The sequence below is a fragment of the Pyrococcus woesei genome (assembly GCF_050496105.1).
GTDB classification, from domain to species: Archaea; Methanobacteriota_B; Thermococci; order Thermococcales; family Thermococcaceae; genus Pyrococcus; species Pyrococcus furiosus.
In genome coordinates, this window is the sequence record NZ_CP179867.1 from 365904 (window position 1) to 385000 (window position 19097).

Below are 19097 nucleotides of genomic sequence, written 5' to 3' on the forward strand. Positions count from 1 at the left end.
TCACCAATCGTGAAAATTTACTTCAATATTCTTAAATGTTTCTAACAATACTCTTCAAAATTTCGAGAACGTCCCTCAGATCCCTAGCTTTATAATCTCCGTCAATATCTCCCAGAGAAATGGAAATATCAGCTTCCTCAAACATTGATTTGTCATTTTTCCAATCCCCAACGGCGATTGTAACATTTGGATTGACTTTTTGCTTTAGCTGTCTTAAAATCTCACCTTTATTGTCAAATGTAACTCTAACTATCACCCCCTCTATCCTTCCCTGGGAATCAAACTTTAACTCATTAGCTACAATGAAATCCACACCTAACTTTTCTCCCACCTTTCTTGCAAGGCACATCAAACCCCCGCTTATTATAGCAGTTTTGAAGTTGTTCTTTTTCAACCATTCAAAGAGCTCTCGGGCGTAGGGTTTAAGGGTAACCTGAGAAAAGGCCTCCTCAACTTCTTCTCTCCTTCTACCTTTCCATAATCTCACATCCATCTCAGCCCATTCATGATAAGTTATCTTTCCCGAGAGAAAAAGAGAAGTATGAACCCTAGCTTTATCACACGTCCCAAATTTCTCGTGAAGAATTTCCCAACTTATCATATCAGTTAACGTCCCTTCTAAATCAAAGGCTATAAGCCCTTTCATTCTTTCCACCCGTATTCCCCTATTAAAGGAACGAAGGCTACCCCACCATGGTTTTTGATCTTAATGCCATCTTTAGTTTTCCTAACTTCTAAAAGCTCTTGCCAGAGGTGATAGCTACCTACAGGAATTATCAACTTTCCACCAATTTTTAACTGTTCAATAAGTGGTTCGGGAATCTTTGGAGCACCAGCTGTGACGATAATAACATCATAGGGAGCCTTGGGAGGAAATCCTTTACTCCCATCTCCCAAAATTACATGAACATTCTTTACGCCTGCTCTCTCCAAGTTTCTTTTTGCAAATTCCACAAGTTCAGGGATCCTTTCTATTGTGTATACATCCGTTTTGACTATTTCAGAAATCAAGGCAGCATTCCACCCACTTCCAGTTCCCACTTCAAGAATATTCATTCCAGGTTTTAGATTAGCGATCTCAAGCATTATTGCCACCATATGAGGAGCCGAGACTGTCTGGCCTGCTGGAATTGGAAGAGGCTCATCAATGTGAGCGTATTTTTTGTACTTATCTTCCACAAACAAGTATCGAGGGTATTTTAGAAATGCTCGCTCCACTTCCTTACTTCTAATTATTCCCTCAGCCTTCAACATTTCCACTGTTCGCATCCACTTTTCGTAAAGTTCTTTCTCATCCATCATTAGAGGAAAATCTGAAGAGTATAAATGCATTACTATATTCTTTGTTTGTTCCAAAATAATCTTTATAAATTCCAGCAGAAAAGGTACAATTCTGACAGGTGCCATAAAAGTGTTTGCCCTTATCTCCTTTATCCTTGTAGTCGTGCTTTCGATAATCATTGTCAGGATTGGAGCAATAGCCCTTGAAATGACTGGCTTATCTAGAGATGTAGCTGCTTTTCAGGCTCAATCTGCCTACTCTGGCACAGGCTTTACAACTAGCGAAAGTGAATACGTAGTTTCCCATCCAGTGAGGAGAAGAATAATTAGAATCCTGATATTTTTGGGAAGCGCAGGAATAACATCAGCGATAGCCACATTAATACTTACTTTTGTTGGAAAGAGTAAGAGTGAGGCATTAACTTCATTGGGAATTCTTGTAATAAGTCTTGTTTTCCTTTACTTCTTCTTCACCTCAAAAAGAGTTGAGAGATGGATGAGAAGAGTCATAAAGAAATTTCTCGAAAAACAATTCCCAGAACTTAAGGTTTACGACTATAATCAGTTGTTAGGACTCTCTAGAGGTTACTCAATCTCTAGAATCCAGGTAAAGGAAAACAGTTGGCTGGCAAATAAAACATTACGGAAAGTTGAACTCGACAAAGAGGGAATCCTTGTACTTGGAATATATAGAAAAACGAAAAATGGGGAAATCTATATTGGCGCTCCAACTGGAATCACAAAGATACTTCCAGGAGATGTTCTCATATGTTATGGACCAGAAGACTCATTACTTAGACTTTCAATGCGTGTGAAAGGTATCAAAGGCGATATAGAGCATAAAGAAGCTATTAAGGAAGCACAACTCAGGAAAATTAAGGAGAAAATGGAAATAGAAAATCAATAACCCACAATAAAAGGCTAAAAATGCAAAGCTTAAAAGATTCAACTTGGGTGTAACTATGAAGGCACCAGATTTGGGAATTAGGATAGGCGTTTTTGAGCATGGAAAAAGAAATAGCATCTCTGATGTCAAGGGAGTTAAAGTTGGTCACGTTACTCTCATAAAAGGAAGGGGAAAATTGATCCCAGGTAAAGGACCCGTAAGAACTGGAGTCACAGCTATTTTACCTCATGATGGGAACATATATAAAGAGAAAGTTTTAGCAGGCGCTTTTGTAATGAATGGATATTCTAAGCCAGTAGGGTTAGTTCAGCTGTGGGAACTCGGGACCATTGAAACGCCAATAATTCTCACGAACACCTTAAGCATAGGAACAGCAATAGATGGGTTACTTGACTATGTTCTCAGGGAAAATGAGGACATAGGGGTCACAACAGGGTCAGTGAACCCTCTTGTTTTGGAGTGTAATGACTCTTACCTCAACGACATAAGGGGAAGGCATGTAAAGAGAGAGCACGTTGTTGAGGCAATTGAAAGTGCTTCAAAAGATTTCGAAGAAGGGGCAGTTGGGGCAGGAACTGGAATGAGTGCATTTGAATTTAAAGGGGGTATAGGGTCTTCCTCAAGGATTGTGGAGGTGGAGGGAAAGAAGTATACAGTTGGAGCTCTAGTCTTGAGCAACTTTGGGAAGAGGGAAGACTTAACAATAGCAGGAGTCCCAGTGGGATTAGAGCTTAAGGACTGGCCTGGGAGAGGTGGTAGTGGAAAGGGAAGCATAATAATGATTGTGGCTACAGATGCTCCTCTAACAGCAAGACAGCTCAACAGATTAGCTAAGAGGGCTGTCGTTGGGTTAGCAAGGACTGGAGGTTATGCCTACAACGGAAGTGGAGATGTAGTGGTTGCCTTCTCGACAGCAAACAAGATAAAACACTATGAGAAGCAAGAGATTTCCATTAGAGCTCTTCCAGATTCGGTGTTATCTCCCATATTTAAAGCTACAGCTGAAGCTGTTGAAGAGGCAATTATTAATTCCCTCCTCCAAGCTAAAACTATGGATGGAAGGGACAATCATATAAGGTATGCTCTTCCCAAGGAAGAGTTAGTGAGGATAATGAAAAAATACGGGAGGATTGAGGAATGAAGTTCATAGTTAAAACCCAAATGGACATGGAAGCTGTGGCTGGAAACTACATCAAAGAAATTCTCCCAGACGCTAAAGTTACAATAGCCCCAGAGGGATATCCTGGGATAGTTATAGTAGAGAGTGACAATGAGAAAGCTCTAGAAAAGATATTGGAGGTTCCAGAGGTCGAGAAAGTTTATCCAGTTTTAATAGAAGTTCCAGCAACACTCGAGGATATTAAGGGAGCTGCAGAGGAGATAGTAAAGTACATAAAAGAAGGCGAGAGCTTTGCTGTTAGAACAAAGAAGAGAGGAAAGAGGGACTTTTCAAGCGTGGACGTGAACGTTGTACTTGGTGCCAGGATCAAAGATTTGACAAATGCTGAAGTGAACTTAAGCTATCCAGACAAAGTTGTTCAAGTTGAAATAATTGGAGACAAAGCGTATATCTCAGTAATCCCAGGAGAAGAATATCTTAAGTGGAAAAAATATCCCAAGGACAAGCCAGACTGTAGGAAACTGTTCAAGAAGCTAACAATCGTTCAGATGCCCTATTGGGGAGATTATAAAACAGCTAGAGCTTTTGGAGAAAAGATAGGCAGGGCAGCCCAGGCCTTTGAAGTTAAAGAGCTAATAATAGCACCCAAGGAAAAGATGAACGCCTACGAGCTTATGGCGTTTATAAGGGGAGTAAAGGAGGGACAAGAGAGCAGATATCAAATTCAAAAGGAAGCCTACCCCTGGGAAGTTGAAAAAGTTCCCGTAAGTGTTTGGGACCTCTACCAGGTAATTAGAGACAAGAGAAGGAGCAGGAGGTTAATCATAATTACAGATCCAAAAGGACCTACTCTTAACGAAGTCAAAGATAAGCTTGCAAAGGACATGTATTACGCCAAGGAAGTTGTGGTTTTCATAGGGTCAAGGGAGGGCATTCCAGTAGGCTTGTTTAGGTTTGCAGATTATGTAGTTGATTTAGCCCCCTACATGACTTTTGCAACCGAGCATGGGATCCCAGCAACACTAGTGGCTTTGTGGACTATATATGAAGAGGAACTTAGGAGGAGAGGTGAGATTAGTGATAAGGAAGATTAAAGAGATAATAAGGCTTTGGAGATCTAAATGTCCATTTATAAGAATTATTGAGGAGTGGAGAATGAAGAAAAAGACAAAAGAGTTCAAGCTTAGCTAATCCTCTATCCCTTTTTCAGTTATTGAGAATACTGCCTCTCCCTCTGGCAAGTGTGGGGCATCAATTAGCCTAGCTATTCTCTTTCCACCCTTTCCTTTCCTTAGGTAAACTCTTAGCGTGGCACTGTGGGCCAAGATGTGACCACCTATAGGCCTTGTTGGATCTCCAAAGAATGCATCAGGCCTTGCTTGTACTTGGTTAGTTACGAAGACGGCTATATCGTATAGATTTGCTAGCCTGTGCAAGTCAGCAAGGTGTTTTGCAAGCTTTTGCTGTCTCTCTGCTAGGGCTCCCCTACCAATGTATTCACTCCTAAAGTGACTCGTTAGTGAGTCCACTATTAGGAGCTTAACGGGCCTATCTGTGTTGAGCAACTCCTTTATCTTATCTTCAGCTTGTTGAACAAGAAGCATTTGATGATTGCTATTAAAGGCTCTAGCAACGTAAATATGCTTTAAGACTTCATCTGGATCCAACCCTCTATTCTGGGCAATTTCCCTTATTCTCTCAGGCCTAAATGTGTTCTCTGTGTCTATCCATATTACAGAACCGTTAAGCCCTCCTTCTTCTGGAGGCAATTGAACCATAACTGCCAGTGTGTGGGCTAGCTGAGTTTTTCCACTACCGAACTCTCCAAACACCTCTGTAATTGCCTGGGTTTCTATACCACCACCAAGAAGCTTATCAAGGCTTTTACTCCCCGTGGAAATTCTCCCTATTGTAGCTCTCTTCTTGAGATATTCATCTGCTCTCATGAATGTTCCCAGGTTAGCTGCCTTTCTTGCAGCTTGAATTATCTTTAATGCTGTTCCCTCGCTTATTCCAGCAACTTCCTTGAGCTCTATTGGGGAAGCTACAGCTATTGCCTCTAAAGTATCGTAACCAGCTTCTCTAAGCTTTTCTGCTGTAGCCGGTCCAACTCCTGGAAGATCTTCTATTGACCTGATTATTTTCTCCTTCTTCTTTTTCTTAGGAGTTTCTTCTGTAGCAGGCTCAAATCCTAATTCCTCAAACTCATCTATCTCCTTAACTTCCTCACCAGCCATCTTCCATCACCCATATGATCGTGAGTCTTCAAGGTGGGTATGACTGAGGGAGTTATATATTTTACTAAGGGTTTTTAAAGGGAAAGATTTTGAGAAATATTTCCTAAAAACGTTTTTTCTAGAAAATGCAGAAATAAAATTACTGATTCTCAGCAGATATCGAATCATAGCCCTCATAGATTTTGAGCTTTCTTCTCGCTCTACCTTTTATTGCATGACCCATTAGCCTTACTATGTTTTCGGCCTTGGCCTTGCCACTCCTCATGAGCTTCTTCTCTGTCTTTATCATCTCAACTTTGAAGGTGTAACCTCCAACTTCTATTACTTCTCCCACCACGAATTCTTCCTCTCTATCCACAACTACCTTAAATGACTGAGTTATTCCTCCTGGGAGATATATTGACACTCCGAAGACCTTTGGGTATGTTAAGCTCTCGCCCCAAATTGTCTGTATCTCTGCTACTTTGGCCTTTCTCACTCTTTTTCCTCCTGGAAGCTCTATGCTAAGTACTTTCACTTGGTCGTTTTCTATCTCAATAACATCTCCTACCTTTATTACCTCATCCTCAGGGAGCACAGCCTTCTCCCTGAAGCTTCTCTCATGTTTGCTAACTATTACTGGAATCTCCCTCAATTTTGGGAGTGTGATCATCCATACGTAACCGCATTCGTTGCACCTTAGAGTCACCTCTCTCCCCCTCTCTTTAATGACCTCTACATCCTCACTTCCACACTCAGGACAAACATAATACTCCTCCATTTTGCTCACCTTAAAAAAGGCTAATTAATTAAGTTAAGAACTTTTGCATGGTGAGGAAAAATGAAGGTTGTGATATTGGGCTCAGGTTCATACAGTGGGACACCAAAGCCATTGTGTAACTGTGAGAATTGTAGCATTGCAAGGAGAAATCCAGCCTTTAGAAGGACAAGATTTTCTCTCTACATAGAAGAGGGAAAAATACTAGTGGACCCAAGTCCAGACCTTCATTATCACCTAGAGCGCTTAAACAAAAAAGTAGAGAATGTGTTTATAACCCACGCTCATTTTGATCACATATTTGGAGTACCAGATCTTCAAGTTTACAAAAAACTTATTATTTCGTCAAATACACTTGGCATAAAAGTTGCAAAGGAACTCTCTAGGCTTGCCTTTGGAAGTGAAGTCCCTTCTGGCTATGAGTGGAGGTATGAGGAGCTTCAATTTTGGAATGAATATTCATTTGACAACTTTAGGGTAATTCACTTCCCAGTTATTCACTCTCTCGAAATTGCTGGGGGTTATCTCTTTGAAATCAAGGGAAGGAGAATAGGGGTTACAGGGGATACAGGGCCAGAGATACTGAAAGATGAAAAAGTTAAAAAGCTACTAGAGGGAGTTGATATCCTTATAGTTGAGATGACAAAGAGAGAGTCAATTCCAGGAGTCCACCTTGGAGTTTCAGACTCCATAGAATTTGCAAAAGTTGTTGGAGCAAGTTATACTGTCTTTGCTCACATAAGTCATACTAACTATTCACATGAAGTTCTAGAAAAGAGAGTTCGAGAATCAGGAGTACAGGGAGAAGTTGCAAGGGACTTTACAATCATTGAGGTGTGATCAGCCCCTAAGGTCTTCATCATCCTCTCAGCAATCCGCCTTTTCATCACACCAGTAGGAGGAACAGCGCCATTCCCAATAGTCCTCCTAAGAGAGTTGCTATAAAGTTTGTCATGTTGTTCCCAAAATACCCATTCTTTTCAAAAGTAGCTCCAATTAAACTATCAATATTTGCCCCTATTAAGCCAGCCAAGGTGACAGAAACAATCATCTGAATTCCATACTCAGTTAGAGATAGTCCAAAGAGAGATATTACAAAAGCTCCTAATAAAGCAGCAAATTCGCCTGCAAAGCTTACTGCTCCTTCTTCTCCAGGTTTCGCAGGTTTCAAATTCGTTATAATCCTGGGATTCTTTCCAAAAACTTTTCCAATTTCACTTGCAAGAGTATCAGCATTCGCAACTGCTATGGACGAGAGAACTCCTGCCCACCCAAAATCCTGCTTTATTATAAACTCTACAATGACAAAAAGCAATGGGGCTAAGCCGTTTCCAAGAACGTTTCCTACGCTCCTGATACTTTCATCTATTAGACCCATCTTTCTCTTTTCTCTGTACCTAAATTTTGTTGCAAGAGTTCCCATAACTAGAAATGCCAACAATGCAATAAAGGGTATAATTCCTCCTAAGGTTACTATAATGACCCCTAAGAGCAGGGCAGCTATTATTCCCTTTATGTCAAGCGCTTTTGTTTTGTAAGTGACATAGGCCATCGCTAAGATTGCTAGATAAGCCCACATTGGTAGTTTCTCACTATCCGTGCTATTTATATCTTTTTCCTCCTTTATTCTCCGTAAAAAGTATTCCCCACCAATATAGTAAGCTCATAAGGGGTGGTTTTGGTTAATTTTTGTAATTTTGTTCATCAATGAAAGCCCAAAATTAAAAAAGACTAGGAACTATCAGATTTTTCAAAAAATTGTCGAAAAGGATAAGAAAAAACCCAAGAAGGCATGATATTTACGGGACAAAACTAAAATATCCCGATAATTTCTTTTCACTATACCAAAAAACTTTAAAAGTATCCCCATTCCAGTATCAAAATGTAAATAGAAGGTGGGGAGGTGAGAGAATGGATACAATAGGATATCACTATGTTGTTGAAGCTGCTGGTTGCGATCCTGAAGTCATCGCTGACCCAAACAAGATTAGAGAGATCTTTCTCGAAGCAGCAAAAGTAGGAAACATGGAAGTTAAGGCTAGCTACTTCTTTAAGTTCTCACCTATGGGGGTAAGTGGAGTTGTCATAGTTGCCGAAAGTCACATTTCCGTCCACACTTGGCCCGAGAAAGGATATGCTGCTTTAGATGTCTATACATGCGGTGAAAAAGCAGATCCAGAAAAGGCCGTTGATTACATCTTAGAGAAGTTTAAAGCAAAGTACGCTCACGTATCAGAATTAAAGAGGGGGATTGAGGAGGAAGATAGCACATTTACTCATACCATCCTAACCTGGGAAGAAAAACTTGACAGAAGAAACGGCAACAAGTAATTCTTCTCTTCCTTGGCTTTTTCTTGATGCTTTTCTATTTCTACCTAATATGGGTTTTAGGGCTCAATGTTTTTTTTTGTGATGAATATTCCAAGGTAGAAACACTTAAATATTCTTGGCAAATTATAGTATATTGAAGTTAGTAAAACCTATAGTGCCTAGTGCGGGGGTGATTAAGATGGTAAGAAGAGTTAAAACCGGAATACCTGGAATGGACGAAATTTTACACGGTGGGATACCTGAAAGAAACGTAGTTTTACTAAGCGGTGGCCCAGGTACAGGAAAAAGTATCTTTAGTCAACAGTTCCTCTGGAATGGCCTCCAAATGGGAGAACCAGGAATATACGTTGCTTTAGAGGAACACCCTGTCCAAGTTAGACAAAATATGGCCCAATTTGGCTGGGATGTCAGAAAATACGAAGAAGAAGGATTATTTGCAATGGTAGATGCATTCACAGCTGGAGTGGGCAAAAGCAAAGAATATGAGAAGTACATCGTTCATGACCTTACAGACATTAGGGAGTTCATAGAAGTGCTTAGGCAAGCAATAAGGGACATAAATGCAAAGAGGGTGGTGGTTGATTCAGTTACAACACTCTACATAAACAAGCCTGCCATGGCTAGAAGCATAATTCTTCAACTCAAGAGAGTTCTAGCCGGAACTGGATGTACAAGCATCTTTGTTAGTCAGATAAGCGTTGGAGAGAGAGGTTTTGGTGGCCCAGGTGTAGAGCATGGTGTTGATGGAATAATTAGACTGGATCTTGATGAAATAGACGGTGAACTTAAGCGTTCTCTCATAGTTTGGAAGATGAGAGGTACAAGCCATTCAATGAAGAGACATCCTTTCGACATAACTGACAAGGGAATTATAGTATATCCAGACAAGGTATTGAAGAGGGGTAGGATTTACGAACTCTAAAGGAGGTGAGGAAAGATGAGTGTAGAAGTTCCCCTAAATCCAATTACAAGAAGTGAAATCCACCAGTTAGAGAGCATACTACTATTCGCCACGCTATTTAGGCCAGAAGTTATTGAACTAATAAAGGACCCAGCAGAAAGATTAACATGGGTCGACAGCCTAGCAGTGGCTGCAGGAGCCATAGCAAGAGAGAAGGCTGGAATGACAGTTAGTGAAATAGCCAGAGAACTAGGTAGGACTGAGCAGACGATAAGGAAACACTTAAAGGGAGAGAGCAAGGCTGGCCAATTGGTCAGGGAGACCTACGAGCTAATAAAGCAAGGAAAGCTTGATGAGTTGATAAAGACCATTGAAATGATAGAAAAAGGTGGATTAAGAGAGGTAGTCGCCAAAGAAGAGTACGAAAAATTGTTGCAAGAATATGAAAAGTTAAAACAAGAGTATGAAGCAATAAAAGAAAAAGTTGAAGCAGCAGAGCTTGAAAGCTTAGAAAAAGCCAAGGAAGAAATAGAGAACCTAAAGAAGAAGCTTCAAAAGTTAGAAGAAGAGAAAAAAGAGCTAGAGAAAGAACTCAAGGAACAGAAAGTAAAACTTATAGAATATGAGGCAAAAGCTAAGAGGGCAGAGGAGTTGGAGAACAAAGTCAAGGAGCTTGAGCAACTAGCAAAGGAAAGTGAAGAACTAAAGAAGAAGCTTGAAGAAGTACAAGCAGAGGCAGAAAAGGCAAAGGAACTAGAAAACAGGATTAAAGAGCTTGAAGAAGAAATAACAAAACTTAAGGATGGAATTAAGAAGGCAAAAGAAATTTTGGAATCCCTTCTCTAAAGTATTGCTTTTCCTGTTTTTTTGTTGAATATGTGGATTTTTTTCATGTCGAAGACAATGTCTATTTCGTCTCCTTCTTTGACTCTTGATTCTCCTGGGAATTTTGCTGTTACTATCAATCCTCCAATGCTTATGTGCACGATTTTTTCTCCACCGAGGTTTTCGATTATATCAACAACGCCCCTAGCCATATTCTCCCCGGGAATCTTTACTTGGGCAAAGAGTGCGTCGTAAATGTCTTCAGGCCTAATGCCAAAGATGACCTCCTTCCCAACGTAATCCTGCAGGACTTCAAATTGATCTGGGAGTAATTTAAGCCTAAACTCACCAAAGTCCAAGAACCCATCCTCAGTAATCGTAGCATCCAGGAAGTTCATTGGTGGTGATCCAATGAAACCAGCGACGAAAGTATTTGCTGGCTTTTCATAAACCTCCTCTGGAGTCCCAACTTGTTGTAATACTCCTTGATTCATCACAGCAATCCTATCACCCATGGTCATTGCCTCAACCTGGTCGTGGGTTACGTAGATTGTAGTCACGCCCAATTGCTTTTGGAGTTTTTTAAGTTCAGCACGCATCTTCACCCTTAATTTAGCATCTAAGTTTGACAATGGCTCATCCATTAGGAAGACTTGAGGTCTCCTAACAATGGCCCTTCCTAGTGCCACACGCTGCCTCTGCCCACCACTCAACTCTCTCGGCTTTCTATTTAAAAGCTCGGTCAACCCAAGCATTTCTGCAACTTCCCTAACCCTCTTGTCAATCTCCTGCTTTGGAACCTTCCTAAGCTTTAGTGGAAAGGCGATGTTCTCATAAACAGTCATGTGGGGGTACAATGCATAGCTCTGGAAGACCATGGCAATATCCCTATCCTTTGGTGGAACAAAGACTCCCTTCTCTGGATCAGCGACGAGCTTATCCCCAATGTAGATTTGACCTTTTGTTGGTTCCTCCAAACCAGCAATCATCCTTAAAGTTGTAGTCTTACCACAGCCCGAGGGGCCGAGGAGGACTAGGAATTCACCATCCCTAACCTCCAGCGTTAAATCCTTCACCGCAGTAAAACTCCCAAACTGCTTCCAAACACCCACAAGCCTAACACCAGCCATTTCTCTTCCCTCCTTGAAAAAATTTAAAGTAAAGTGAAGTCAGCTCCTTCTTCTTAAAACACCTAGAGCTGCCAATAGTACAATCAATCCAGGACCACATATTCCCCCTTGCGTTTCTGTTCTTGCAGGTTGGGTAGTAGTGGTTTGTGTTGGTGTCTCTTTTGTTTCTGTTGGTGTGGTAGTTGTCGTTTCAGTTGGAGTTTTGGTCTCAGTCCTAGTTTCTGTTGGCGTCTGGGTTTCAGTCTGAGTTGGGGTTTCCTCTTCTACCTCCTCCTCTTTCTCACCACTTCCGCTTACTAGTGTTATCATGTATACTGTAGCCAGCTCTTTCTTCTCTACGTCATAACTACTTAGTTGCTCCTCCTGGGTGGGCTTAAATCCTTCTGGAACGAGCATATCAACTACTCTAGGTGCAAGGTTGTCCACTACAGCCTGCGGATCTGCCCCTCCAAGCTTCCATTGCTCTGCTTCAACAGCAACTGGCCTCCACTTGTCAGGCCCATAACCATCTTGAGAACCTACTAAGACTGCTGCATAGAGCCCATAGTCCCCAATTGAGAGATACTTCTTTGGAAGTTTCACTATTACTGCATTCTTAGTTGGATCTGCGCTTATCTGCATCTCACCTTGATAAACAGTTCCATTAGCCAGCACTATTAGATTACCATAATCCCACCCAGCAATTCTTAAGGCAACATCCCAGGGATGTCTTGGATCTAGCTTTACATTAGCTCCTGGCCCATCTGGGAACATCTTGATTGCTGAAGTATTACCTCCCTCTTTGAAGTCAAGATACACTTCAATGATTTGCAAGCTGAATCCATTAGGCCCATTCCATGGGTTTCCACCAAGCTCCTTGAAGTAGAATTCCATCTGCCAATACTCGTCTCCCTCGACCATCTTGAACTTCAATAGGTCAAGGTGCCCAGGAACAAATACCTTGTCTGTTGGATAAGTGTATGTTCCTGGCCCGTGATCATCTCCCTCTGGATCAATGACGACGATACCTTGCTTTAGTAATGGTAAAGCCTTAACTGTTGCTAGAATTCCCTTCTCAGCATCGTAACTACTTAGTTGCTCCTCCTGGGTTGGTTTGAATCCTTCTGGAGCTAGGAGATCCATCACTCTTGGAGCAACATTGTTTATAACTGCTTGTGGATCAGCTCCACCCACTTTCCATTGCTCCGCTTCAACACCAACTGGCCTCCACTTGTCAGGCCCATAACCATCTTGACTTCCTGTTAAAACTACTCCCCACAGACCGTAGTCTTCGTTAATCTGAATGTACTTCTTCGGAACCTTTACTATTATCGCATTTCTGGCAGGATCTGCACTTATCTGCATCTCGCCTTGATAAACAGTTCCATTAGCCAGCACTATTAGATTACCATAATCCCACCCAGCAATTCTAAATGCTACGTCCCAGGGGTGTTCTGGGTCAAGCTGAACATTTGCACCAGGTCCATCTGGGAACATCTTGATTGCTGAAGTATTACCTCCCTCTTTGAAGTCAAGATACACTTCAATGATTTGCAAGCTGAATCCATTAGGCCCATTCCATGGGTTTCCACCAAGCTCCTTGAAGTAAAACTCCATGACGTATGCGTCGGTCTGTTCTAGCATTCTGAACCTAAGCAAGTCAAAGGCCCCCTCTACAAATACCTTGTCTGTTGGATAAGTGTATGTTCCTGGCCCGTGATCATCTCCCTCTGGATCTGCTATATCTACCAGCACCACTCCTTTTACTTGGACTGGTAGTTTGAGGTTAACTGGAGTAGTTATTACCTCTAACATTCCCAGCTCATCTACTGTTGAAACTGCGAAGTAGAAGTCTTCTGGAGTCTCTAGGTATTCAAATGGAACAATAACTTCAATTTCATCCCCATTTACGCTTACCTGAGCCTCTCCAATCTTCTCATAACCCTCATAGTCAGTGGCGTTGTATATTTCAGCTTTTCCATCCTTGTATACAATGTGCTTAGTTATCATTAACCCAACGCTATCCCTTACAAATGGGAACACATCATATCTAATCTTATCGGGTTTCTTCTGTAGAAGTGTAAAGGTGTTGCCAATCCTCTTGTCCTTCTCATAAATGCTTATTTCAAACTTATCAAGGCTACCTTTTATTATGAAGTGAAGTCCCTGGGAATCAAAGAAGACTTTTACCCCTTCAGCCACTGGAGATAAGCTTGAGTACTCTTTCACATCTCCCTCTTTTAGCCCTTCTAAGGCTCTTACTGTGTAAGGAGCACCATCTGGGAAGTAGTTTCCATAGAGATAGCTTGGAGGCTCAACTCCTGCTAACTTGTAGATTTCGTAAAGATATGTCTTGAAGTATCTGTCAAAGGAGTAATCTTGCCCACTATCTTGATCATTTCCATACCACCAGAACCAGTCACTTGCCTCAGCCCTGAGTAAGTACTCATAAGCCTTTTCCCAGGAAGCGCTGTCCATTTTGTCTTTGTTCTCCATTAAGGTTCTTCTCGCTAAATATAGCCAATACCATGCATAGTTTTCTTGTGGCTCACCTATCCATGTCGAGAGCGTTCCATCAATCCAACTTGACTCTGGCCACTGCATTTCTTCAGTAACTCCTGCGAGATCATAGAGCTCACCTAGGGAGTTAGCCACTTTAAGAGCTTCTACTCTCTCTTCTGTAGTAAAGTCCAACCTCTCCATCATCTGAGGAGTGAGCTTGTTTGCCTTGTCTCCGTAGAGCTGAATGTACTCGGTGGGAGTTAGAGTTCTAATTAAACCAGCCTCTTGAAGCTCTGATAGCCTCTTGTACAGTGTCTCAAGGAAGAGTTTCCCATCATAGGGATAGTGCTCCCAGGGATTCTCTCCATCCAATGTTATTACATAGACCAAGGAACCATCATAGTTGTACTTTTGAATCTTAAGGAGCTCATTTATGAAGTCTTCAACGGCCTCATATTGGTTCATTCCGCTGTATCTGAATCCAACTCTGTCACTTAGATCGTGATTTCTTGGGAACAAGTATATCTTCTTTCCATTGAACTCCGCTACCCACGGTCTATAATAGTTTTCAATGCTATATGGAATGCCCATTCTCTCCAGCACCATTTGATCAGTCATTACCCATTGCCAGCCATTCTCAGCCAAAATTTCTAACGTCTTGTCATTAAGTGCCGATTCTGCAGCCCAACCTCCCCTAGGAGTTGCTACTCCCCCTCCGAGGTACTTCTTGTATAGCTCGTGAGCCTTCTTTACATGGGCATCAAAGTCTTCACTCCATCCAAAGTCGTTAAGTATTGGGCCAATTGGGTGAGCGTAAGGAACAACTGTAACTTCAACGTTTCCATTTCCAAGAAGAAGGTTTATTTTCTCATGCTCCTTGAAAGTATTGTTTAGCAACCACATCTGGTGGTAGAGAACTGTCTTTAAGTCTTCCCTTGTGTATCCTCCTTCATCAACTTTGTCGTAGAGGGCCTTTAATTCAGGAGTGCTGATTATGTAATTGTAATCTATCCATGCAAGGTTGAAGAGAACCGCAAGGTCAATGTAATCTTGCTCCGTGAATTCGTTTGTAACTGCAACTTTTTGCTCCTCTAGAGGGAGGTTGGCATACTTTTGCTTTGCAGCTAACATCTTGTCTTTAAGCTCAGTATACCTATCCCAGAAGTCTCTTATTGGGTTGCCATTCTCGTCTGTAACGGGCTCTCCATTCCAAGGAATTGTGTGATCAAAGAACCCTCCTGGGGCCTGAAGCATAAACCATTTCTCATCATAAGTTAGAGGCTCACCATTGGCGATTTTCTCCGAAATTATCTGGTAGATGTCCTTTGCTCCATTCATGTAGTCAGCTAACTGAGCTATCAGAGACCCAGATAAGTCTATGGTAACGTGAATGTCTGGAAATTCCGTTAGGTAGTGTGCCATCTTCCAATAGTTATTTGCCGCATGTAGCCTAACCCAAGGCCTAGTATAGATGCCCTGCACGGGATCATAATAGTAGGGTTGGTGTTGGTGCCAAACTATTATGACGTTTAATGGCTTTGGCTCCTCAGCTTTTACAATGTTGTTTGCTCCCAGCATGCTTCCAAAAATTAGAAATACTAAGAGGAGAGAAAGCTTCCTACTCATTTCCACCACCTCATTCTTTCAATCCACCGACAGTTAGGCCACTTCTAATGTAGTTTTGAGCAAGCATGAACATTATAAACACGGGAAGTGCAAATAGTAACGCTGCAGCTGCAAAGTAGTTCCAGTCAATTCCCCTTCCAATTCCACCCATTAGGGTGTATATCCACACTGAGAGAGGTTGATTCTCCTCGGTTAACAATAGGCTTGCAAGGATGAATTCTGTCCACCCTCCTATGAATGACATAACTGCTACCGTAGCAATTCCTGGAAGAGCCATTGGGAGTAATACGTATCTTATTATCTGGAGATAGCTTGCTCCATCAACAAGTGCGGCCTCGTCAAAGTCTGGACTTATAGAGTCTATGTAACTTTTGAGAAGCCAAGTGTTGAATGGAACGCTACCTGCAGCGTATATTATGGCCAAAGCTGGAAGCTTGTTGTAGAGGCCTAGCTTTACGAGCATACCATAAAGGGCTATCAATCCCGCTATTCCTAAACCTCCTGCTACCTGGGTAAACATCAGGTAGAAGTATAGTATGTGCTCTCTTCCAAAGAACTTGAGCCTTGAGAATGCATATGCAGCCGGAACTACGAAGAGTAAAGTCAGGAACACAGTTAATGTTGCAAGAATTAAGCTATTCCTAAGGTGGTGGAAGAACTTTGAGTTTACGAACTTCCCAATCGCTGTAAGTTCAGCCTTTCCAGAGTCTCTTATTCTTATAAATCCAGCTAATTTTCCTTCTGAGATTTTTAACCCATTGACTTCCCCTGACTTCAGGGTAACGTTCTTTATTACACCAAGCCCTATGGTACCGTCTGAATTAACCCTAGTTAAGGAGATTATTCCACTAATCTCAGCCTTTAGATTTCCTTGAACTTCATTAACCTGTTGGGATAACTCAAATGACAATCCACTAACTGGAACTTCAAATCTTATACCTGTAAATGGACCGTATTTAACTTCACCTTTTATAACTCCGTTTTCAACCTGAAGCTTTCCCCCAACTATTTTTGCCGATCCTTCTAGTGTCCCTGTAAATTCTTCTGAAATTCTAGTTCCCTTTAACCCAAAGAGTACTTCCCCATAAGCTTCCCCAGTAACTTTATCAGGTATTAAATCTAATTCAGTTGTTGCTATTGTCGCAGCCGGTTTTATGGAAACCGTGAATATGTAGTAAACTGGGAAGAGGATTAAAAACATGACCACTATTGCCAAAAAAGTCATTATTCCAGATTTTATAAGCTCATCTCTCCTCATTCTTTAGCACCCTCCTGTAATCTTGTTATCTTAACATTCACGTACATGTAAATTGCCAGAATTATTGTGGCAATGATCATCACGGCTGTAGCCCTACCATAATAGGGAGTTGCTCCAAATGCTTGTCTGAATCCGTAGAGTAGTATGAACCTATCTTCGAAGAGACCTGCGTTGTAGATGTACGGAACCATGAAGTACTGAAAACTGGCCGCACTTGTGAGTATCGTTGCAAATGCTATTGGCTTTCCAACTACGGGAAGAACTACATGCCTGAGCCTCTGCCAGTAGTTTGCTCCATCAATAATTGCAGCCTCTATTAGCACATCTGGCACTGACTGAAGGGCTGCAGTAATTACCGTCATCATGAATGGATAAGCCAGCCAAACTTCTATTATGTTGAGAGCGATGAACCCCCAAAATGGATCATTTATCCAGTTAGGCCCCTCGACACCAATTGATTTTAGAGTTAGGTTTATTGGCCCAAATACAGGATCAAACATGAACTTCCACACCGTAACTGAGAACAGGAGAGGAAGTGCCCAGGGAATAATGAGTAGAGACCTATAGATAGTTTTTCCTCTCACATACTTACTATTGTACAGGAGGCTTAAGAATAGACCAGCAAGAACTTTTAAAGTAACGCTTGTTGCCACAAATATCCACGTCCACTTAAATGCATTAAGAAACTTTTCTTGCTTTAATAACCACTTAAAGTTCTCCAATCCAACAAACCTCAAAGGTTCGGCTGTAGGGGATTGAATTGGGAAGTTCCCTAATTTTGCATTGGTAAAGGCTAGGTAGATTGAGTATACTATTGGCCACAAGTTGAAAAACAAGAACGCCGCTATTCCTGGGATTATTAACATGAGTGCAGCTACTGTTGTTTTTTTCATTTTTCCACCTCCAAAATAAAAATAGTAAGAAGAAGGAATCATCCTTGCATGTTGTTAAGGATTTCTTGTTGATACTTCTTTAGTATTCCTTCAATGTCAGCGTTTTGTGGATCTTGGAGGATTTCGTTAATTGCCCCATCAACTCCGCCCCAAACAGCACTCATCTTTGGACTCTTTGGCATTAGGTATGCGTGCTGAACTGCTTGTCCAAAGCCATAGATTACTGGATCATTCTTAATTTCTGGATCATCAAGAACCTTCGTAAGAACCGGTATGTATCCCAGCTCTAGTGCCAATGTCTTAATTGACTCTTCGCTTGTGGTAAGCCACTTTGCGAACTTCCATGCAGCATCCTTGTTCTTTATTCCCGCTGCGAAGTAAATCAACTTAACTCCACCGTAAGGCCTTGGCCAGTACTCCTTACCATCCTTGATTATTGGAGGTAGTGGAACCACTCCAAAGTTTATTCCTGCCTTCTTAACGTCGTTAATGCTCCATGGACCATTAACCATCATTGGGGCTCTACCCTCGAGGAATATACTCTGTTGAGTGTTGTAGTCTCCAGTTGGAGCCATGTATGGCCATATTTCTGTGAAGAAGAACTTAAATCCTTCGATTGTCTCAGGCTTATCTAGTCCCGGTTGCTCTGTTTTGTCGTCAAAGTAGTAACCACCAAAGGCCTGAGCAATTGCTGAGATAAAGTAGGCATTAATTGGCCAAGCTATTCCATACTTCTCATTTGCTGGATCATAGTACTTCTCCATTATTGCCTTCATCTCATCAAAGGTTTTCGGTGGCTCGCTAACCATTTCTTTGTTGTAGATTATTGCAACTGTTTCAGCGGCGAATGGTAGAGCATAGTAGTGACCTTTATACTGCATTGCATCCTGGGCCATTGGAGCAAACTCGTTAAGGAGATCTTCAGTTACATATTCATCAATTGGCTCAAGTAATCCTGCCTCAGCAAACTTTCCAATCCAGTCGTGAGCCCAGATAAAGAGGTCAGGACCTTGACCTGTGGGTATTGCAGCCTTAAGAGCATCTTCCAAGTTTGGCTTTTGTTCAAAAACTATCTCAACTTCTGGACAGAGTGCCATGTATTCTTCCGCTAAGCTTTGGAAGACCTCAAGCTCATTGGGTTGCATTGCATGCCAAATAACAACTTTTCCACTTCCACACTCCACAGCCTGTGTCTCAGTCTGTGTTGGAGTTTGTGTTGTGGTTGGTTGAGTAGCAGGGGAAGTTTGGGTTGGTGTTGTAGTTCCTCCACCAATACATCCACTAGCCACTACTCCAAGAACTAAAATGGCCAAAAGAGCAAAGGCGTATGTTGCTCTCCTCATATGTACA

The 19097-nt window shown here is 41.7% G+C and carries 17 protein-coding genes; 7 read left to right on the forward strand and 10 right to left on the reverse strand.

The window, feature by feature from the left end; translation table 11 throughout:
• Nucleotides 1–31: 31 nt before the first annotated feature.
• Both ACMFNG_RS02200 and ACMFNG_RS02205 read right to left on the reverse strand, forming a co-directional pair.
• Nucleotides 32–646 carry an HAD-IB family phosphatase gene (locus ACMFNG_RS02200; RefSeq protein ID WP_011013061.1) on the reverse strand — a complete coding sequence of 205 codons (615 nt, stop codon included), beginning with the start codon at nucleotides 644–646 and terminating at the stop codon, nucleotides 32–34.
• Nucleotides 643–1299: a protein-L-isoaspartate(D-aspartate) O-methyltransferase gene (locus tag ACMFNG_RS02205; RefSeq protein WP_048059100.1), complete on the reverse strand. Its 657-nt coding sequence runs from the start codon at nucleotides 1297–1299 to the stop codon at nucleotides 643–645. The genes ACMFNG_RS02200 and ACMFNG_RS02205 overlap by 4 nt, the downstream gene beginning before the upstream one ends.
• 112 nt (nucleotides 1300–1411) lie before the next feature.
• Between ACMFNG_RS02205 and ACMFNG_RS02210 the strand changes: the two genes are divergently transcribed.
• From ACMFNG_RS02210 to ACMFNG_RS02220, 3 genes are read left to right on the forward strand one after another with little or no spacing between them, the layout of a single operon-like run.
• A complete protein-coding gene (locus ACMFNG_RS02210; protein ID WP_011013063.1) occupies nucleotides 1412–2188 on the forward strand; it encodes a potassium channel family protein in 777 nt (258 codons plus the stop codon).
• Nucleotides 2189–2243: 55 nt separating this feature from the next.
• A complete protein-coding gene (locus tag ACMFNG_RS02215) occupies nucleotides 2244–3329 on the forward strand; it encodes a P1 family peptidase (protein ID WP_011013064.1) in 1086 nt (361 codons plus the stop codon).
• Nucleotides 3326–4402 (forward strand): SPOUT family RNA methylase, encoded by a 1077-nt coding sequence (locus tag ACMFNG_RS02220; protein WP_011013065.1) that lies wholly within the window; start codon nucleotides 3326–3328, stop codon nucleotides 4400–4402. The genes ACMFNG_RS02215 and ACMFNG_RS02220 overlap by 4 nt, the downstream gene beginning before the upstream one ends.
• Before the next feature lie 93 nt (nucleotides 4403–4495).
• On the opposite strand, the gene radA is transcribed toward ACMFNG_RS02220, so the two are convergent.
• A complete protein-coding gene (radA, locus tag ACMFNG_RS02225; protein ID WP_011013066.1) occupies nucleotides 4496–5545 on the reverse strand; it encodes a DNA repair and recombination protein RadA in 1050 nt (349 codons plus the stop codon).
• A 139-nt stretch (nucleotides 5546–5684) separates the two neighbouring features.
• The gene (locus tag ACMFNG_RS02230; protein ID WP_011013067.1) at nucleotides 5685–6305 is read right to left on the reverse strand and encodes an HVO_0476 family zinc finger protein; all 621 of its coding nucleotides are present in this window, start codon (nucleotides 6303–6305) and stop codon (nucleotides 5685–5687) included.
• 60 nt (nucleotides 6306–6365) lie between these two features.
• On the opposite strand from ACMFNG_RS02230, the gene ACMFNG_RS02235 reads away from it, so the two are divergent.
• Entirely contained in the window at nucleotides 6366–7142 is a 777-nt protein-coding gene (locus ACMFNG_RS02235) for an MBL fold metallo-hydrolase (protein ID WP_011013068.1), read from the forward strand.
• 46 nt (nucleotides 7143–7188) lie between these two features.
• On the opposite strand, the gene ACMFNG_RS02240 is transcribed toward ACMFNG_RS02235, so the two are convergent.
• On the reverse strand, nucleotides 7189–7881 hold the full coding sequence (locus ACMFNG_RS02240) for a DUF92 domain-containing protein (RefSeq protein WP_011013069.1): 693 nt from the start codon (nucleotides 7879–7881) through the stop codon (nucleotides 7189–7191).
• A 332-nt stretch (nucleotides 7882–8213) separates the two neighbouring features.
• Here ACMFNG_RS02240 and speD point away from each other — a divergent pair, with 332 nt between their 5' ends.
• The 3 genes from speD (at nucleotide 8214) to ACMFNG_RS02255 (ending at nucleotide 10380) form a co-directional block, all read left to right on the forward strand.
• Nucleotides 8214–8633: an adenosylmethionine decarboxylase gene (gene speD, locus ACMFNG_RS02245; RefSeq protein ID WP_011013070.1), complete on the forward strand. Its 420-nt coding sequence runs from the start codon at nucleotides 8214–8216 to the stop codon at nucleotides 8631–8633.
• Nucleotides 8634–8811: 178 nt separating this feature from the next.
• Nucleotides 8812–9555, forward strand: a complete 744-nt coding sequence (locus tag ACMFNG_RS02250; RefSeq protein ID WP_011013071.1) for a KaiC domain-containing protein — start codon at nucleotides 8812–8814, stop codon at nucleotides 9553–9555.
• Nucleotides 9556–9570: 15 nt separating this feature from the next.
• Entirely contained in the window at nucleotides 9571–10380 is an 810-nt protein-coding gene (locus ACMFNG_RS02255; RefSeq protein ID WP_011013072.1) for a transcriptional regulator, read from the forward strand.
• On the opposite strand, the gene ACMFNG_RS02260 is transcribed toward ACMFNG_RS02255, so the two are convergent.
• The 5 genes from ACMFNG_RS02260 to ACMFNG_RS02280 are packed head-to-tail and all read right to left on the reverse strand — an operon-like array spanning nucleotide 10377 to nucleotide 19090.
• Nucleotides 10377–11489, reverse strand: coding sequence for an ABC transporter ATP-binding protein (locus ACMFNG_RS02260; RefSeq protein WP_011013073.1), 1113 nt, complete (start codon nucleotides 11487–11489; stop codon nucleotides 10377–10379). The genes ACMFNG_RS02255 and ACMFNG_RS02260 overlap by 4 nt on opposite strands.
• 39 nt (nucleotides 11490–11528) lie before the next feature.
• The gene (locus tag ACMFNG_RS02265) at nucleotides 11529–15596 is read right to left on the reverse strand and encodes a glucodextranase DOMON-like domain-containing protein (RefSeq protein WP_014835529.1); all 4068 of its coding nucleotides are present in this window, start codon (nucleotides 15594–15596) and stop codon (nucleotides 11529–11531) included.
• 10 nt (nucleotides 15597–15606) lie between these two features.
• Nucleotides 15607–16854, reverse strand: a complete 1248-nt coding sequence (locus tag ACMFNG_RS02270; protein ID WP_011013076.1) for an ABC transporter permease subunit — start codon at nucleotides 16852–16854, stop codon at nucleotides 15607–15609.
• Entirely contained in the window at nucleotides 16851–17747 is an 897-nt protein-coding gene (locus tag ACMFNG_RS02275) for a carbohydrate ABC transporter permease (RefSeq protein WP_011013077.1), read from the reverse strand. The genes ACMFNG_RS02270 and ACMFNG_RS02275 overlap by 4 nt, the downstream gene beginning before the upstream one ends.
• A 38-nt stretch (nucleotides 17748–17785) precedes the next feature.
• Entirely contained in the window at nucleotides 17786–19090 is a 1305-nt protein-coding gene (locus ACMFNG_RS02280) for an extracellular solute-binding protein (RefSeq protein ID WP_011013078.1), read from the reverse strand.
• Nucleotides 19091–19097: the final 7 nt, after the last annotated feature.

Coding starts and splice junctions, on each gene's coding strand:
- ACMFNG_RS02200 (WP_011013061.1), bottom strand. CDS start 646: ATGAAAGGGCTTATAGCCTTTGATTTAGAAGGGACGTTAACTGATATG.
- ACMFNG_RS02205 (WP_048059100.1), bottom strand. CDS start 1,299: ATGGATGAGAAAGAACTTTACGAAAAGTGGATGCGAACAGTGGAAATG.
- ACMFNG_RS02215 (WP_011013064.1), top strand. CDS start 2,244: ATGAAGGCACCAGATTTGGGAATTAGGATAGGCGTTTTTGAGCATGGA.
- ACMFNG_RS02220 (WP_011013065.1), top strand. CDS start 3,326: ATGAAGTTCATAGTTAAAACCCAAATGGACATGGAAGCTGTGGCTGGA.
- radA (WP_011013066.1), bottom strand. CDS start 5,545: ATGGCTGGTGAGGAAGTTAAGGAGATAGATGAGTTTGAGGAATTAGGA.
- ACMFNG_RS02230 (WP_011013067.1), bottom strand. CDS start 6,305: ATGGAGGAGTATTATGTTTGTCCTGAGTGTGGAAGTGAGGATGTAGAG.
- ACMFNG_RS02235 (WP_011013068.1), top strand. CDS start 6,366: ATGAAGGTTGTGATATTGGGCTCAGGTTCATACAGTGGGACACCAAAG.
- ACMFNG_RS02240 (WP_011013069.1), bottom strand. CDS start 7,881: ATGTGGGCTTATCTAGCAATCTTAGCGATGGCCTATGTCACTTACAAA.
- speD (WP_011013070.1), top strand. CDS start 8,214: ATGGATACAATAGGATATCACTATGTTGTTGAAGCTGCTGGTTGCGAT.
- ACMFNG_RS02250 (WP_011013071.1), top strand. CDS start 8,812: ATGGTAAGAAGAGTTAAAACCGGAATACCTGGAATGGACGAAATTTTA.
- ACMFNG_RS02255 (WP_011013072.1), top strand. CDS start 9,571: ATGAGTGTAGAAGTTCCCCTAAATCCAATTACAAGAAGTGAAATCCAC.
- ACMFNG_RS02260 (WP_011013073.1), bottom strand. CDS start 11,489: ATGGCTGGTGTTAGGCTTGTGGGTGTTTGGAAGCAGTTTGGGAGTTTT.
- ACMFNG_RS02265 (WP_014835529.1), bottom strand. CDS start 15,596: ATGAGTAGGAAGCTTTCTCTCCTCTTAGTATTTCTAATTTTTGGAAGC.
- ACMFNG_RS02270 (WP_011013076.1), bottom strand. CDS start 16,854: ATGAGGAGAGATGAGCTTATAAAATCTGGAATAATGACTTTTTTGGCA.
- ACMFNG_RS02275 (WP_011013077.1), bottom strand. CDS start 17,747: ATGAAAAAAACAACAGTAGCTGCACTCATGTTAATAATCCCAGGAATA.
- ACMFNG_RS02280 (WP_011013078.1), bottom strand. CDS start 19,090: ATGAGGAGAGCAACATACGCCTTTGCTCTTTTGGCCATTTTAGTTCTT.